The 15367-nt window shown below is 69.4% G+C and carries 14 protein-coding genes and 1 pseudogene; 8 read left to right on the top strand and 7 right to left on the bottom strand.

What is annotated here, in order from left to right; all coding sequences use genetic code 11:
- Window positions 1-385: 385 nt before the first annotated feature.
- Window positions 386-2128 (bottom strand): proline--tRNA ligase, encoded by a 1743-nt coding sequence (locus OG764_RS18510; protein WP_328969534.1) that lies wholly within the window; start codon window positions 2126-2128, stop codon window positions 386-388.
- A 158-nt stretch (window positions 2129-2286) separates the two neighbouring features.
- Entirely contained in the window at window positions 2287-2985 is a 699-nt protein-coding gene (locus OG764_RS18505; RefSeq protein WP_328969533.1) for a DUF5324 family protein, read from the bottom strand.
- 191 nt (window positions 2986-3176) lie between these two features.
- On the opposite strand from OG764_RS18505, the gene OG764_RS18500 reads away from it, so the two are divergent.
- Window positions 3177-3704, top strand: coding sequence for a peptidylprolyl isomerase (locus tag OG764_RS18500; protein ID WP_328969532.1), 528 nt, complete (start codon window positions 3177-3179; stop codon window positions 3702-3704).
- A gap of 14 nt (window positions 3705-3718) precedes the next feature.
- The gene (locus OG764_RS18495) at window positions 3719-4579 is read left to right on the top strand and encodes a rhomboid family intramembrane serine protease (RefSeq protein ID WP_328969531.1); all 861 of its coding nucleotides are present in this window, start codon (window positions 3719-3721) and stop codon (window positions 4577-4579) included.
- 186 nt (window positions 4580-4765) lie between these two features.
- Here OG764_RS18495 and crgA read toward each other — a convergent pair whose 3' ends face one another.
- Window positions 4766-5023 carry a cell division protein CrgA gene (gene crgA, locus OG764_RS18490; protein ID WP_328969530.1) on the bottom strand — a complete coding sequence of 86 codons (258 nt, stop codon included), beginning with the start codon at window positions 5021-5023 and terminating at the stop codon, window positions 4766-4768.
- A gap of 92 nt (window positions 5024-5115) precedes the next feature.
- Between crgA and OG764_RS18485 the strand changes: the two genes are divergently transcribed.
- From OG764_RS18485 to OG764_RS18460, 6 genes and pseudogenes are all read left to right on the top strand, one after another.
- Window positions 5116-5871 (top strand): DUF881 domain-containing protein, encoded by a 756-nt coding sequence (locus OG764_RS18485; protein WP_328969529.1) that lies wholly within the window; start codon window positions 5116-5118, stop codon window positions 5869-5871.
- A 73-nt stretch (window positions 5872-5944) separates the two neighbouring features.
- Window positions 5945-6661, top strand: a complete 717-nt coding sequence (locus tag OG764_RS18480) for a class E sortase (RefSeq protein WP_328969528.1) — start codon at window positions 5945-5947, stop codon at window positions 6659-6661.
- 32 nt (window positions 6662-6693) lie between these two features.
- Window positions 6694-6870: a hypothetical protein gene (locus OG764_RS18475; protein WP_328969527.1), complete on the top strand. Its 177-nt coding sequence runs from the start codon at window positions 6694-6696 to the stop codon at window positions 6868-6870.
- Entirely contained in the window at window positions 6867-7505 is a 639-nt protein-coding gene (locus tag OG764_RS18470) for an aminodeoxychorismate/anthranilate synthase component II (protein ID WP_328969526.1), read from the top strand. The genes OG764_RS18475 and OG764_RS18470 overlap by 4 nt, the downstream gene beginning before the upstream one ends.
- Window positions 7475-8278: pseudogene (locus OG764_RS18465) on the top strand (class E sortase); the annotation flags it as partial. The gene OG764_RS18470 and the pseudogene OG764_RS18465, both read left to right, overlap by 31 nt.
- Window positions 8279-8341: 63 nt before the next feature.
- Window positions 8342-9004, top strand: a complete 663-nt coding sequence (locus OG764_RS18460; protein WP_443055975.1) for a class E sortase — start codon at window positions 8342-8344, stop codon at window positions 9002-9004.
- Between the two features lie 107 nt (window positions 9005-9111).
- Here OG764_RS18460 and OG764_RS18455 read toward each other — a convergent pair whose 3' ends face one another.
- The 4 genes from OG764_RS18455 to OG764_RS18440 form a co-directional block, all read right to left on the bottom strand.
- Entirely contained in the window at window positions 9112-10083 is a 972-nt protein-coding gene (locus OG764_RS18455; protein ID WP_328969525.1) for a restriction endonuclease, read from the bottom strand.
- Window positions 10084-10255: 172 nt separating this feature from the next.
- A complete protein-coding gene (gene pknB, locus OG764_RS18450; RefSeq protein ID WP_328969524.1) occupies window positions 10256-12295 on the bottom strand; it encodes a Stk1 family PASTA domain-containing Ser/Thr kinase in 2040 nt (679 codons plus the stop codon).
- A gap of 187 nt (window positions 12296-12482) precedes the next feature.
- The gene (locus OG764_RS18445) at window positions 12483-13943 is read right to left on the bottom strand and encodes a peptidoglycan D,D-transpeptidase FtsI family protein (RefSeq protein WP_328969523.1); all 1461 of its coding nucleotides are present in this window, start codon (window positions 13941-13943) and stop codon (window positions 12483-12485) included.
- Window positions 13940-15364, bottom strand: coding sequence for an FtsW/RodA/SpoVE family cell cycle protein (locus OG764_RS18440; protein WP_328969522.1), 1425 nt, complete (start codon window positions 15362-15364; stop codon window positions 13940-13942). The genes OG764_RS18445 and OG764_RS18440 overlap by 4 nt, the downstream gene beginning before the upstream one ends.
- Window positions 15365-15367: the final 3 nt, after the last annotated feature.

The following is a 15367-nucleotide window of genomic DNA, read 5'->3' as shown; positions in this document are numbered from 1 at the left end:
CTTCAATGGCGGTGCGGATAACGGCGATGCGGTACGGCGATGCGGTACGTCCGCGAGTGCGGAGAACCGCTCTTCGCGACTCCTCCATCATCGGACGCCGACCGGACGGACGGTGCCGCGGTCATGTGTCGCATTGTGGAGATGCGCATTTTGCCGGGTGAATGAACCGCGCAATGCGGACAGAAGTATAAAAGCGCCCCGAAATCCGGGGGTCCGCATTGTTTTCACAGTCGCCGTCCGGATGCCGGACAGAAAGAAAAGGTGGGTTCTTTCCGGCAGTGTGCCAGGAAGAACCCACCTGTGAAGCCTTTTCACCGCCGCTTTTCCGGCGGAAGCCGATCAGCCCGCGAGCCCGCCCCCGGCCCACGGGTCCGCCCCGAGCCGATCAGCCCGCGAACCCGCCCCCGGACGCCCCGGCCGCCGGGACCGCCGGCCCGCCCGGAGCCAGCCGGGCCACCGCGTCCACCACCGGCAGCTCCTCCCGCGCACCCGTACGCCGGTCCTTCAGCTCCACCACCCCCTCCCCCGCCCGCCGCCCGGCCACCACGATCCACGGCACCCCGATCAGCTCCGCGTCCGCGAACTTCACCCCCGGCGACACCCCCGCCCGCTCGTCCACCAGCACCCGCAGCCCCCGACCCGCCAGCGACCCCGCCACCTCCAGCGCCAGCTCCGTCTGCACCGCCTTGCCCGCCGCCACCACATGCACGTCCGCCGGCGCCACCGCCGCCGGCCAGCACAGCCCGCGCTCGTCCGCCGACTGCTCGGCCAGCGCCGCCACCAGCCGCGACACCCCGATCCCGTACGAACCCATCGTCACCCGCACCGGCTTCCCGTCCCGGCCCAGCACATCCAGCCGGAACGTGTCCGCGTACTTCCTCCCCAACTGGAAGATGTGACCCACCTCGATCGCCCGGTCCAACACCAGCGCACCCCCGCACGCCGGACACGGATCCCCCGCCTCGACCACCACCACGTCCAGGTACCGGTCCACCACGAAGTCCCGCCCGCACACCACGTTCCGCGCATGCGTGTCCACCCGGTTCGCCCCGGTGATCCACGCCGTACCCGGAGCCACCCGCGGATCCGCCAGGTAAGGCACCTTCCCCAGCCCCTGCGGCCCCACGTAACCGCGCACCAGATCCGGCCGGAGCGCGAAATCCTCCTCCGTCACCAACGCGACCACCGCCGGCGCCAACTGCTCCGCCAGCTTCCCCAGATCCACCTCGCGGTCCCCCGGCACCCCCACCGCGGTGATCTCCCCGTCCACCTTCACCAGCAGGTTCTTCAACGTCGCCGACGCCGGCACCCCCAAAGACGCGGCCAGCGCCCCGATCGTCGGAGTCGCCGGCGTCGCCACCTCCTCCAGCGCCGGCACCTCACCCGCCACCGGCACCAGCGGAAACGTCACCGCCTCCGTGTTCGCCGCGTACCCGCACCCCGGACAACCCGCGAACGTGTCCTCCCCCGCCGCCGCCGGCGCCAGGAACTCCTCCGACGCCGAACCGCCCATCGCCCCCGACACCGCCGCACAGATCCGGAAATCCAGCCCCAGCCGCGTGAAGATCCGCTCGTACGCCGCCCGGTGCAGCGCGTACGCCTCCGCCAGCCCCTCGTCCGTCACGTCGAAGGAGTACGAATCCTTCATCTGGAACTCCCGGCCCCGCAGCACCCCCGACCGCGGCCGCGCCTCGTCCCGGTACTTCGTCTGGATCTGGTACAAGATCACCGGCAGATCCTTGTACGACGTGCACTGGTCCTTCACCAGCAGCGTGAAGACCTCCTCGTGCGTCGGACCCAGCAGGTACTCCGCACCCTTGCGGTCCCGCAGCCGGAACAACAGGTCCCCGTACTCCGACCACCGCCCGGACGCCTCGTACGGCTCCTTCGCCAGCAGCGCCGGCAACAGCACCTCCTGGCCGCCGATCGCGTCCATCTCCTCGCGCACCACCCGCGACACGTTCTCCAGCACCCGCCGCCCCAACGGCAGCCAGCTCCACACCCCGGCCGAATTCCGCCGTACGTACCCCGCCCGCACCAACAGCCGGTGGCTCAGCGTCTCCGCATCCGCCGGATCCTCCCGCAGCGTCTTCACCATCAACCGGGACATGCGCTGGACCTGGAACATGCTCACTCCCGCGAGAAGGGTGCCGACCGCCATGAAAGCCCCCGGAACACCCCGGGCGCAATGCAGATTCCGGGCGAAACGACGGCACCCGAAGGGCCCGGACCCCACCGGGATCCGGGCCCTCCAAGGGTCCGCCATGTCTCGAATCGCCTACCGCCTCAGCGGTCGTCCTGCTCGCGCCCCGCCTCCGCATCCGCGTCGTCCAGGGCCCGCTCCGGCCCGCTCCCGTCCACCGCAGCAAGCGGCGGCCGATCCGCCACCTCCGTCGCCGCCGGCGGCTCCACCAGCCAATCCGGATTCGACTGCCGGTCCCACCACCTCCACGCCGCGAACGCCCCGGCCGTCAACAACCCGACCAGCGCCACACCCTTCAAGACCCGGCGCGTACGAGCCCGCCGCTCCTGCCTGCCGACCAGCCGCTGAATCTCCTTCGCCGCCACCTGACCGCGCAGCGCCACCAACGCCGCCGAAGACCGGGCGGCAGCCTCCTCGGCCACCGGCTGCGCAGCGGCCACCGCACTCTCGAACCGCGGCTGCACATAATCAGCCGCGTGCCGGCACGCACTGCGCGTACCACGCACCATCCGTACCGCGGTGTCGTCCACCTGCGCCGGCAACGCATCACGGGCCTGCACCAGCCGCGGCGCCACATGCGCCCCGTACTGGACACGGGCCTGCCGCGCCGCCTCCTGGGCCGCCCCCGACACCTTCGGGGCGAGCCTCGCATTCGCCTCGTGCGCATAATGCGCCGCCGCGTCTCTGGCAGTCTCCGCGTACGGCGCCACCGCCTCCGCTGCGTGCCGGACGCTCTCCTTCGCCGTGCTGGCAGCGGCGAGCACGCCTTCCGTGCGGGTCACGTGATCACTCCTCCTCGGTGGCGGACACAGTTCACCTTTCCACCCTTTGACGGATCATGCCTGCCATAACGCCTTCCGGCATGCGAGGGCAGGCATCCGGGTGTCCGCGTGTCTGCGTGTCCCAGGTGCGTCCATGCGAGGATCGAGCGACGTCAGCGAGGACCTCAGCGAGGACTAGGGAAGGCAGATTCGTGGCCGAGAAGCTTTACGCCACCCTCAAGACCAACCAAGGCGACATCGAGATCGAACTGCTGCCCAACCACGCACCCAAGACCGTCCGCAACTTCGTGGAACTCGCCACCGGCGCACGCGAATGGACCAACCCCGAAACCGGCGCCAAGTCCACCGACCGCCTCTACGACGGCACCCTCTTCCACCGCGTCATCAGCGGCTTCATGATCCAGGGCGGCGACCCCCTCAGCAACGGCACCGGCGGCCCCGGCTACCAGTTCCCCGACGAGTTCCACCCCGACCTCGCCTTCACCAAGCCCTACCTGCTCGCCATGGCCAACGCCGGACCCGGCACCAACGGCTCCCAGTTCTTCATCACCGTCGCCCCCACCGCCTGGCTCACCCGCCGCCACACCATCTTCGGCCAGATCACCGACAAGGCCTCCCAGGCCGTCGTCAGCGCCATCGCCGCCACCCCCACCAACCCGCGCACCGAGCGCCCCCTGGAAGACGTGGTCCTCCAGACGGTCGCCATCGAGAAGCGCTGACCCCCGCGGCGCCCATGGACACCGACCGCCTCCCCGGCTGCTACCGGCACCCCGACCGCCACACCGGCATCCACTGCACCCGCTGCGACCGGCCGATCTGCCCCGAGTGCATGATCGACGCCTCCGTCGGCTTCCAATGCCCCGACTGCGTCCGCACCGGCTCCGGCACCGGCCACCCCCCCACCGCCACCGAACCCCGCACCGTCGCCGGCGGCCCCGTCGCCACCGACCCCAGCCTCATCACCAAACTGCTCATCGGCCTCAACCTGGCCGTCTTCCTCGGCGTACGCGTCTACGGCGACGAATTCATGGTCCGGCTCGGCCTCGTCGGCCGCTACTTCGACCCCGCCAACGGCTGGGAAGGCGTCGCCGAAGGCCAGTGGTACCGCCTGCTGACCTCGATGTTCCTCCACGAGGAAATCGTCCACATCGGCTTCAACATGCTCAGCCTGTGGTTCCTCGGCCCCCCGCTCGAAGCCGCCCTGGGCCGCTCCCGCTTCCTGGCGCTCTACCTCGGCTCCGGACTCGCCGGCAGCGCCCTCGTCTACTGGCTCGAAGCACCCCAGCAGCTCACCCTCGGCGCCTCCGGCGCGATCTTCGGCCTCTTCGGCGCCACCGCCGTCCTCATGCGCCGGCTGCGCTACGACATGCGCCCCATGATCGCGCTGCTCGTCCTCAACCTCGTCCTCACCTTCGGCTGGGGCGGCATCTCCTGGCAGGCCCACATCGGCGGCCTCATCGGCGGCGCCGTCATCGGCTTCGGCATGGTCCACGCCCCCCGCGAACACCGCGCCCTGTGGCAATGGGGAAGCTGCGCACTGGTCCTCGCGGCCGTCGTCGCGACCGTCCTCCTGAGGACCGTCGCGCTCACCTGAGCGGCAAGTTGTCCACAGTCCGTGGTGGATCTTGTGCACGACGTGGGGACGCCGGGAACGACAAGGACCCAGGTAGATGCCGGTATCAATCACACCGGCGTCAACCTGGGTCCAAGTTATCCACAGATCTTCTGTCTTTTCCTCAGCTGTGGATAACACTGTGGATAACACTACGGAGAGCTTGACTTACTTCCACTGGGTGGATACGCCGAAGCCTCCGGCGATGAAGCCGAACCCGACCACGATGTTCCAGTTGCCGAGGGACTCGATCGGCAGCCGCGTGTCGGTGACGTAGAACATCACGATCCAGGCGAGACCGATCAGGAAGAGCGCCAGCATCACCGGGGCGACCCAGCTGCGGTTCGTCAGCTTGATCGTCTGGGCCTGCTTCGCGGCCGGCGGCGGCGTGTAGTCGGTCTTCTTGCGGATACGTGACTTCGGCACGAGGGTCTCTCCTGTCGATGCGCTGGGGACTCTGCCTCCCCCGGGCGTCCGTTAGCGTAGTGGGTCTTGAGGCGTTGAAGGAGAAGGGTACGTTGAGCAATTCCGACCACTCCCACCGGAGGCCGGTCCGGCTCCTGACCCTCGCCGTGTTCGCCCTTGCCGGGCTCATCTTCGTGACGAGCTTCAACACCTCCAAGGGTACGAACATCCGCACGGACGATTCGCTCCTCAAGCTGTCGGACCTGATCCACGAGCGCAGCCAGAAGAACGCCGGTCTGGAGGACAGCACCGGCGCCGTCCGCCGCGAGGTCGACGCCCTCGCCCAACGCGACAACGGCAGCACCCTCGCCGAGGACGCCCGGCTGAAGGCCCTGGAGAACGCCGCCGGCACCGCCCCGATCACCGGCTCCGCCGTCACCGTCACCCTCAACGACGCCCCGCCCGGTGCCAAGGCCCGCATCCCCAACGTGCCCGAACCGCAGCCCAACGACCTGGTCATCCACCAGCAGGACCTGCAGGCCGTCGTGAACGCGCTGTGGCAGGGCGGCGCCCGCGGCATCCGCGTCATGGACCAGCGGCTGATCTCCACCAGCGCGGTGCGCTGCGTCGGCAACACCCTGATCCTGCAGGGCCGCGTCTACTCCCCGCCGTACAAGGTGACGGCGGTCGGCGACACCGGCGACCTCAAGCAGGCCCTGGCCGACTCGCCCGCGATCCAGAACTACCAGCTGTACGTGAACGCGTACGGGCTGGGCTGGAAAGTGGACGACCACAAGCGGCTGACTCTCGACGGCTACTCGGGCACAGTGGACCTCCACCATGCGAAGCCAGTGGAGATCTCTTCCTGAGCTGCCGCGCCCGCGCTCCCGTCCGGGCCGGCGCCCGCGCCTGCGGCCGCGCTCGCGTCCCGAGCCGGCGGCGGTGCTGCGCCTGGCCGTGCGCGGCTTCAGCGAGCTGTGCCTGACCGCCGGGACCGTCATCCTCCTCTTTGTCGTGTACGTGCTGTTCTGGACGGGTGTGAAGGCCGACCGGGCCATGGACGGGGAGCTCGCGGGGCTGCGCGACCGGTGGGCGCAGGAGGCCGCGGCGGCGGGCCGGGGGCAGCGGGGCGCCCCGGCGGCCGGAGAGGCGCCCGAGCGGGCGCCGGGGGGCGCTGCCGGGGCTGCTGCGGTTGCCGCGCGGCCGGCGGGGCGGGCGTTCGCGGTGCTGTACGTGCCGCGCTTCGGTTCCGGCTGGCGCAAGCCGGTGCTGGAGGGCACCGCGACCGGGGTGCTGAAGAAGGGGCTGGGCCACTATCCGGGGACCGCGCAGCCCGGTGGCGTCGGCAATTTCGCGGTGGCCGGCCACCGGCGCACGTACGGCGACCCGTTCAAGGACTTCCCGCGGCTGCGTCCCGGGGACGCGGTGATCGTGAAGGACGCGGCGGCCACGTACACGTACACCGTGCGCAGGGGTCCGGTGCGGACGGTGCCCTCCGACGTGGCGGTGATCGACCCGGTTCCGGCGAAGTCCGGCTTCGGCGGGCCGGGCCGGTACCTGACGCTGACGACGTGCGATCCCGAGTGGGGGCACAGCCACCGTCTCATCGTGTGGGCGGAACTTTCGCAGACCCGGCCCGCGGGGCAGGCCAGCCCGTAGTCTGTTGCCCGATACGGAACGGAAGGGACGGCATGTACGGCTGGATCTGGCGGCACCTGCCGGGCAACGCGTGGATTCGCGCGCTGATCTCCCTCGTACTGGTCCTGGCCGTGGTGTTCGTGCTGTTCCAGTACGTCTTCCCGTGGGCCGAGCCGCTGCTTCCGTTCAATGATGTGACCGTCGACGAGGGATCGGGAGCCACCCGGTGAGCGCGCGCATTCTGGTCGTGGACAACTACGACAGCTTTGTTTTCAACCTGGTCCAGTACCTGTACCAGCTCGGCGCCGAGTGCGAGGTGCTGCGCAACGACGAGGTGGCGCTCGCGCACGCGCAGGACGGCTTCGACGGGGTGCTGCTGTCCCCGGGGCCGGGCACGCCCGAGGAGGCCGGGGTGTGCGTGGACATGGTCCGGCACTGCGCGGACACCGGGGTGCCGGTGTTCGGCGTGTGCCTGGGCATGCAGTCGATGGCGGTGGCGTACGGCGGCGTGGTCGGGCGGGCTCCGGAGCTGCTGCACGGCAAGACGTCGCCGGTGGTGCACGAGGGGCTGGGCGTGTTCGCCGGGCTGCCGTCGCCGTTCACCGCGACCCGGTACCACTCGCTGGCCGCCGAGCCGCAGACCCTGCCGGACGCGCTGGAGGTCACCGCGCGGACCGAGGACGGGATCATCATGGGGCTGCGGCACCGCGAGCACGATGTCGAGGGCGTGCAGTTCCACCCGGAGTCGGTGCTCACCGAGTGGGGTCACCGGATGCTCGCGAACTGGCTGGTGCGCTGCGGTGACGCGGGTGCCGTGGCGCGGTCGGCGGGCCTCGCGCCAGTGGTGGGCAAGGCCGTCGCGTGACGGCGGTCGCGCCGCACGCCCCCACCGGGGGGCGGGCCGCGCGGCGCCGGGCGGCCCAGGAGGCCGCCAAACGGGCGCGCAGGCGGGCCCGGGGCGGTCCGGTGGTCGTCGCGAGTCGTGCGGCCGGTGAACTGTTCATCACGGTGGGCGTGTTGATGCTGCTCTTCGTGACCTATCAGCTCTGGTACACGAACGTGCTCGCGCACCGGAAGGCGAACGAGGCCGCGGGCAGTCTGCAGCGGGACTGGGCGAACGACCGCGGGGGCCGGGCCGCGCCGCAGGCCTTCGAGCCGGGCCAGGGTTTCGCCGTCATGTACATCCCGAAGCTCGACGTGAAGGTGCCGATCGCCGAGGGCGTCGGCAAGGCGAAGGTCCTGGACCGGGGCATGGTCGGGCACTACGCGGAAGGCGCGCTGAAGACGGCGATGCCGGGTGACCGGACGGGGAACTTCGCGGTGGCGGGGCACCGCAACACGCACGGGGAGCCGTTCCGGTACATCAACCGGCTGCAGCCCGGTGATCCGGTGGTCGTGGAGACCCGGGACGCGTACTACACGTACGAGATGACCTCGATGCTGGCGCAGACGCCGCCGTCCAACGTCTCGGTGATCGAGCCGGTTCCGGTGGGGTCCGGTTTCACCGGTCCGGGCCGCTACCTGACGCTGACCACGTGCACGCCCGAGTTCACCAGCACCTACCGGATGGTGGTGTGGGGCAGGATGGTCGAGGAACGGCCGCGCGACGAGGGCGTGCCGGCCGCGCTGGCCGGCTAGCAGGCAGGGGACGGGAAGCAGTTGTCAGGCGCACCGAGACGCACGCGGGACCGGATCGCGGGCGTGCTGAGCTTCACCGGGGAGCTGCTGATCACGGCGGGGCTGGTGCTGGGCCTGTTCGTCGTCTACTCGCTGTGGTGGACGAACGTGCTGGCGGACCGGGCGGCGTCGGAGCGCGGCGACGCGGTCCGTGCGACGTGGAACAGCAGCCCGCCGGCGGCGGGGCCGGGCGCGCTGGACACGGGTGACGGGATCGGCTTCCTGCACGTGCCGGCGATGGGCGGCGGCGAGGTGCTGGTCAAGAAGGGCACGTCGGCGGAGGTCCTGAACGACGGGGTGGCCGGCTACTACACGCAGCCGCTGAAGTCGGCGCTGCCGTGGGACCGGCAGGGCAACTTCACGCTGGCCGCGCACCGGGACGGGCACGGGGCGAAGTTCCACAACATCCACAAGCTGCGGGCGGGCGATCCGGTCGTCTTCGAGACGCGGGACACGTGGTACGTCTACCGGGTCTTCGCGGAGCTGCGGCAGACGTCGAAGTACAACACCGAGGTGCTGGCCCCGGTCCCGAAGGAGTCGGGCCGCACGAAGGCGGGCCGCTACATCACGCTGACGACGTGCACGCCGGTCTACACGTCGAAGTACCGGTACATCGTGTGGGGCGAGCTGGTGCGGACGGAGAAGGTGGATGCGGCGCGCACGCCGCCGGTGGAGCTGCGCCGCTGACCGAGTGACTTGGTGGAGTCACTCAGTCAGCGATGGCTGTGGATAACTTGCGTGACTGGGCTCCTTGCAGGAGCTCAGCTGAAAGGGACAGCCTGTCCCTTTCAGCGCTAGCGCAGCACCTGGAGCTTGGTTCCGGCGCTCCAGGCCTCCAGGAGGCCCCTGTGGACGGCCGTGATGCCGGTCTCGGCGGCGATGGCCAACGCTTCGCGGGTGAAGCCGCACGTGGCCACGTAGAGGGCCACCTCGGCCCGGTGCAGGACCTTGGCCGAGCCGAGGAACTTCTGCATCTCACCGCTGAGGATGGAGCGGAAGGGCGCGAAGTTCTTGCACTGGACCGCGACCCGGCGGCCGTCGGCGGTGTAAGCCGTGATGTCCGACCCGCGGTCCCCGTGCCCGCCGTGGACCTCCACCTGCGTGCAGCCGTCGCGGCGCAGCAGGCCGGCGACGTGGTGTTCGAACTCCCGCCAGTTCATGGCGTCCATGCCGGCCATCACCCCGGCGTGCGGGCGCGGTAGCGCGGCGGTCCGGTAGACGCGCCGCTTGAGTGCCTCGACGTCCTCACGGAGAGAGGTCAGCTCGCTGCGGTGCTCGCTGATGGTCTCGAGGATGACGTTCAGCATCGGCACTACCTGGGTGCGCAGAGCGTCCTTGAAGGCCGGCCTGTGGATAAAGTTATCCACAGGCTGAGTCCTGGCTGTGTACTCGATGTCGAGCAGGTAGGTACGCACCTGACGTGCGACTTCGCTGTCCCGGAGCAGCATTCCGACGTTCAGAACTGCCCGCCGAGAGAAGATCGCGACGGACCGGGAGCGCGAGGGCATCTGACAGACCTCCTTAAAGGAGGTCAGTTCTGAACCTGACAAGACGTGGTAGCCGCTCCCTTCGAGTTCCTCTCGGTGATCAACGACCAACGACTCAACGGCCTTGATGCCCACCTGGTAGTACGCCGCCACCATCGCCGTTGTCACGTGAAGTCCGTCCGGCAGCAAGGTCAGGACCTTGACCCGGTCCAGAACCTCCGTGCGTTCGAGTACTCCCGTGCGGAGCGTCCTCGATTCGAGCAGGATTGTCTCGTTCACCTTGCCTGTTCTCCCTCCCCGGGCGGGGTTCGGACACCCCACCTCATCGGGATAACGAGTACCGACATATGAAGACACGTTCCGCTTATCCGTTATCCCCGTGTCGGGCCCGGGCACGAGAAAGGCCCGGTTCCCCCCGAGGGGGTAACCGGGCCTTCGTCAGCTGACGCGGTCAGTTGCCGCGGAGGCCGCCGATGAAGCCGCCGCCGCCCTGCTGGCCGCCTTGCTGGCCGCCCTGGTCGCCGCCTTGGCCCTGGGCCGTGCGGACGTTGACGGCGGAGCCGGCCGCGACCGGGGTGCCGGCGCCGGGCTCCGACAACAGGATCAGCGCGTTCTCGTCCTGGGGGCCGGAGACGACCGAGCCGAAGGCGAGGTTGTTCTGCTGGAGGATCTGCCGGGCCTCGGCGACCGTCTTGCCGAACAGCTGCGGTACCTGGACCTGCGCCGCCGCCTTCGCGATCTTCACGTTGACGGTGGAGTCCTTGGCGACCTCGACGTTGGGCGCGAGGCTCTGCTCGACGACCGTGCCGGGGGTGGCGGTGGAGTCGACCTCGGTGGTGCTGCCGAGCTGGAGGTCTTCGTCCTCCAGGGCCTTCTTCGCCTCGTCGACGGTCTTGCCCGACAGGTCGGGGACGGTCGACTTCTCGGCCTCCTTGGCGACCGTGAGGGTCACCGTGGAGCCCTTCTCGACGGAGGAGCTGCCGGGCGGGTTCTGCTTGAGGACGGTGCCGGCGGTGCGCTCGGACTCCTCGTTCTTGCGCTGGACGTCGAAGCCCTTGTCCTTGAGGGTCTTCTCGGCCTCGTCGAAGGAGACGTTGATGACGTCGGGTACGAAGACCTTCGGGGCGCCGGTGGAGACGACCACGTTGATGGTGTCGCCCTTGGTGACGTCGGCGCCGGCCGCGGGGTCCTGGCTGCAGACGCTGCCCTTGGGCTGGTTCTCGCAGGCTTCCTTCTTCGCCTCGACGACGGTCAGTCCGACGTTGCCGCCGTTCTTGACCGCCTGGGCGAAGACGGTGCCGACGAGGTCCGGCGCGGCGAAGGTGTCGCTGCCCGTCTTGCGGGTGAGGGTGGTGCCGATGAGGATGGCGCCGACGAGGACGAGGATGGCCGCTACGGCGAGCAGGACGGTGGAGGCCTTGCTCTTCTTCTGGCGGCGGGTCGAGCGGCCGCCGTCGTCGTAGCCGTGCGGGGGGTAGCCGCCGTCGCCGCCGGGCGGCATGGGCGGCATCATCGAGGTCTGGCCGGGGTCGGCGGTGCGCAGGGCGGTGGTGGGCTGGTCGTAGCCGCCGTGGCCGTAGCCGTGGTTCTGGTCGGGGTAGCCGTAGCCGCCGTATCCGGGGGCGCCGAGGGCGGCGGTGGCGGCGACGGGCTGGCCGTCGAGGCAGGCCTCGATGTCGGCGCGCATCTCGTCGGCGGACTGGTAGCGGTAGTCGGGGTCCTTGACCAGTGCCTTGAGGACGATGGCGTCCATCTCGGGGGTGATCTCGGGGTCGAAGTTGCTCGGCGGCTGGGGTTCTTCCCGTACGTGCTGGTAGGCGACGGCGACGGGGGAGTCGCCGACGAACGGGGGCCGGACGGTGAGCAGCTCGTAGAGGAGGCAGCCGGTGGAGTAGAGGTCGGAGCGTGCGTCGACCTGTTCGCCCTTGGCCTGCTCCGGGGAGAGGTACTGGGCGGTGCCGATGACGGCTGCGGTCTGGGTCATGGTCATGCCGGAGTCGCCCATGGCGCGGGCGATGCCGAAGTCCATGACCTTGACCTGGCCGGTGCGGGTGAGCATGACGTTGGCCGGCTTGATGTCGCGGTGGACGATGCCGGCGCGGTGGGAGTACTCGAGGGCCTGGAGGATGCCGCTGGTCATCTCCAGGATGCGTTCGGGCAGCAGTCGGCGGCCTGAGTGCAGGAGCTCGCGCAGGGTGGAGCCGTCGACGTACTCCATCACGATGTAGGGGATGGAGATGTTGTCGACGTAGTCTTCGCCGGTGTCGTAGACGGCGACGATCGCCGGGTGGTTGAGCGAGGCGGCGGACTGGGCCTCTCGGCGGAACCGGGCCTGGAAGGACGGGTCGCGGGCGAGGTCTGCCCGCAGCGTCTTCACGGCGACGGTGCGGCCGAGCCGGGTGTCGTGCGCGAGATAGACCTCGGCCATGCCACCACGGCCGAGCACCGAGCCCAGCTCGTACCGGCCGCCGAGGCGACGCGGCTCTTCCATAACGTTCCAGCCCTCTCCGTCAGTCCCGACCGCACCCGTGTGTGTGGTCCGGCGGTGTGCTGTTCGCGCAAAGGCTACCGGCCGTGTGTGTGTCTGCCGTCCGTGACCGCAGGCTGATATCGGACCGGTACCGTTCGCCACCGGGGTCCGGTGGCGTGAGGTGTGTCACCTTCGGTCGGCTCCGGTGCTACCCCTGGGCCTTGAGGACGGCTTCCATGACGTCCTTGGCGATGGGGGCGGCGAGGCCGCCGCCGCTGATGTCCTCGCGGGTGGCGCCGCTGTCCTCGATGACGACGGCGACGGCCACGGCGCCCTTGTCGGTCTTGGCGTAGGAGATGAACCAGGCGTAGGGGCGCTTCTTGTTCTTCTCGCCGTGTTGGGCGGTGCCGGTCTTGCCGCCGACGGTGGCGCCGTCGATCTGTGCTTTCGTGCCGGTGCCGTTCTCGACGACGTTGACCATCATGTCCTGGACCTTCTGCGCGTTCTCGGGGGAGAGCGGGCGGCTCATCTCCTCCGGGTCGGTGCGTTCCAGGACGTCGAGGTTGGGGGCGGTGAGCTGGTCGACCATGTACGGCTTCATGAGCTTGCCGTCGTTGGCGACGGCGGCGGCGACCATGGCCATCTGGAGGGGGGTGGCGGCGGTGTTGAACTGGCCGATGGCGGACTGGGCGTTGCCGTCGCGGCTCATGGTCTTGTCGTAGACGCTGGCGAAGGCGCGTACGGGGGTGTCGATCTCGGCGTCGTTGAAGCCGAACTTTTCGGCGGTTTCGACCATTTTGTCGCGGGTGACCTTGTCGCCCATGTTGGCGAAGACGCTGTTGCAGGACACTTCGAGCGCCTTGTTGAGGCTGGCGTTCTTGCAGCCGCCGTGCTGGTTGACCATCGGGGTGAGGGTGCCGGGGAGGATGTACGGCTCGGGGGTGTCGGTGGGGGCGTTGATGTCGGTGACGACGCCGTGTTCGAGGGCGGCGGTGGCGGTGACGACCTTGAAGGTGGAGCCGGGCGGGTAGGTCTCGCGCAGGGCGCGGTTGACCATTTCCTTGTTCTTGCTGTCCTTGAGGGTGACCCAGGCCTTCTCGTCGCTCTTGGAGTTGCCGGCGAAGGAGGAGGGGTCGTAGGACGGGGCGCTGGCGAGGGCGAGGATGGCGCCGGTGCGGGGGTCGAGTGCGACGACGGCGCCCTTGTTGCTGGCGAGGCCCTTGAAGGCGGCTTTCTGGGCGGCGGGCATCAGGGTGGTGACGACGTTGCCGCCCTGCTTCTTGTCGCCGGTGAACATGCCGATGGTGCGGTCGAAGAAGAGCCGGTCGTCGTTGCCGGTGAGGATCTTGTCTTCGAGCTTTTCGAGCTGGGTGGAGCCGAAGGCCTGGGAGGCGAAGCCGGTGACCGGTGCCCACATGGGGCCGTCGATGTAGGTGCGCTTGTACTTGTAGTCGCTGCCGTCGGTCACGGCGGAGCCGGTGATGGGCTTGCCGCCGTTGACGATGATGTTGCCCCGCTCCTGGGCGTACTGGGCGATGGCGACCCGGCGGTTCTCCTTGCGGGTGCTGAGTTCTTCGGCCTGGACGTACTGCAGCCAGTTGGTGCGTACGAGGAGGGCGAGGACGAGCAGCCCGCAGAAGATCGCGATGCGGCGCAGCGGCTTGTTCATGAGGGTCGGACCACCTGGGTCATCTCGGCGTCGGGGGACGGGGCGGGGGCCGGTGCGGGTCGGCGCGCGGTGTCGCTGATGCGGATGAGGATGCCGATGAGGGCCCAGTTGGCGATGACCGAGGAGCCGCCGGAGGCGAGGAAGGGCATGGTCATGCCGGTGAGGGGGATGAGGCCCATGACGCCGCCGGCGACGACGAAGATCTGGATGGCGAAGGCGCCGGAGAGGCCGATGGCGAAGAGCTTGCCGAAGGGGTCGCGGGCGGCGAGTGCGGTGCGGGCGCCGCGTTCGATGATCAGGCCGTAGAGGAGGAGGAAGGCCATGACGCCGGCGAGGCCGAGTTCTTCGCCGACGGTGGAGAAGATGAAGTCGGAGTTGGCGGCGAAGAGGATGAGGTCGGAGTGGCCTTGGCCGAGGCCGGTGCCGAGGACGCCGCCGGAGCCGAAGGACATGAGGGACTGGCCCACCTGTTCGCAGGCGCCGGAGGTGGTGTAGCAGGCGAAGGGGTCGAGCCAGGCGTTGACGCGGGCTTCGACGTGGCCGGAGAAGCCGGCGACGACGACGGCGCCGCCGACGGACATGAGGAGGCCGATGACGATCCAGCTGGTGCGTTCGGTGGCGACGTACAGCATGATCACGAACATGCCGAAGAACAGCAGTGAGGTGCCGAGGTCGTTCTCGAAGACGAGGATGAGCAGGCTCATCGCCCAGATCATGAGGATGGGGCCGAGGTCGCGGCCGCGGGGCAGGTAGAGGCCCATGAAGCGGCGGCTGGCGAGGGCGAGGGCGTCGCGTTTGACCATGAGGTAGCCGGCGAAGAAGACGGCGATGACGATCTTCGCGAATTCGCCGGGCTGGATGGAGAAGCCGGCGACGCTGATCCAGATCTTGGCGCCGAAGACGTCGGCTCCCAGGCCGGGGACGACGGGGAGGATCAGGAGGACCAGGGCGGCGGCCATGGAGATGTACGTGAACCGCTGGAGGGTGCGGTGGTCCTTGAGGAGGAGCAGGACGCCGACGAAGAGGGCGATGCCGACCGCGGTGTAGAAGAGCTGGTTGGGCGCCGAGGGTGAGAAGGCGCCGAACTGGCGTTTGGCGAGGTTCTGCAGGCGTTCGGACTGGTCGAGGCGCCAGATCAGGACGAGGCCGAGGCCGTTGAGCAGGGTGGCCAGGGGCAGCAGCAGCGGGTCGGCGTACTTGGCGTAGCGGCGTACGACGAGGTGGGCGAGGCCTGCGAGGAGGCCGAGGCCGAGTCCGTAGGCGAGCATGCCGGGGGGCAGCTTGCCGTGGACGGCGAGGCCCACGTTGGCGTAGGCGAAGATCGGGATGACCACGGCGAAGGCGAGCAGCAGGAGCTCGGTGTTGCGCCGGCTCGGCAGCTCGATGGCGCCGATGGTGGTCGTGTTGGTGACAACGCTCATGGT

Origin of the sequence: Streptomyces sp. NBC_00239 (genome assembly GCF_036194065.1) — a bacterium.
GTDB lineage: Bacteria > Actinomycetota > Actinomycetes > Streptomycetales > Streptomycetaceae > Streptomyces.
The sequence above is the reverse complement of the archived record's forward strand: the minus strand, read 5'-3'. Positions and strand labels throughout refer to the sequence as shown.

What these genes read in the sequence shown, in the direction of transcription:
- OG764_RS18440 (WP_328969522.1), bottom strand. Translation starts at nt 15,364, where the DNA reads ATGAGCGTTGTCACCAACACGACCACCATCGGCGCCATCGAGCTGCCG.
- OG764_RS18510 (WP_328969534.1), bottom strand. Translation starts at nt 2,128, where the DNA reads ATGTTCCAGGTCCAGCGCATGTCCCGGTTGATGGTGAAGACGCTGCGG.
- OG764_RS18495 (WP_328969531.1), top strand. Translation starts at nt 3,719, where the DNA reads ATGGACACCGACCGCCTCCCCGGCTGCTACCGGCACCCCGACCGCCAC.
- OG764_RS18445 (WP_328969523.1), bottom strand. Translation starts at nt 13,943, where the DNA reads ATGAACAAGCCGCTGCGCCGCATCGCGATCTTCTGCGGGCTGCTCGTC.
- OG764_RS18475 (WP_328969527.1), top strand. Translation starts at nt 6,694, where the DNA reads ATGTACGGCTGGATCTGGCGGCACCTGCCGGGCAACGCGTGGATTCGC.
- pknB (WP_328969524.1), bottom strand. Translation starts at nt 12,295, where the DNA reads ATGGAAGAGCCGCGTCGCCTCGGCGGCCGGTACGAGCTGGGCTCGGTG.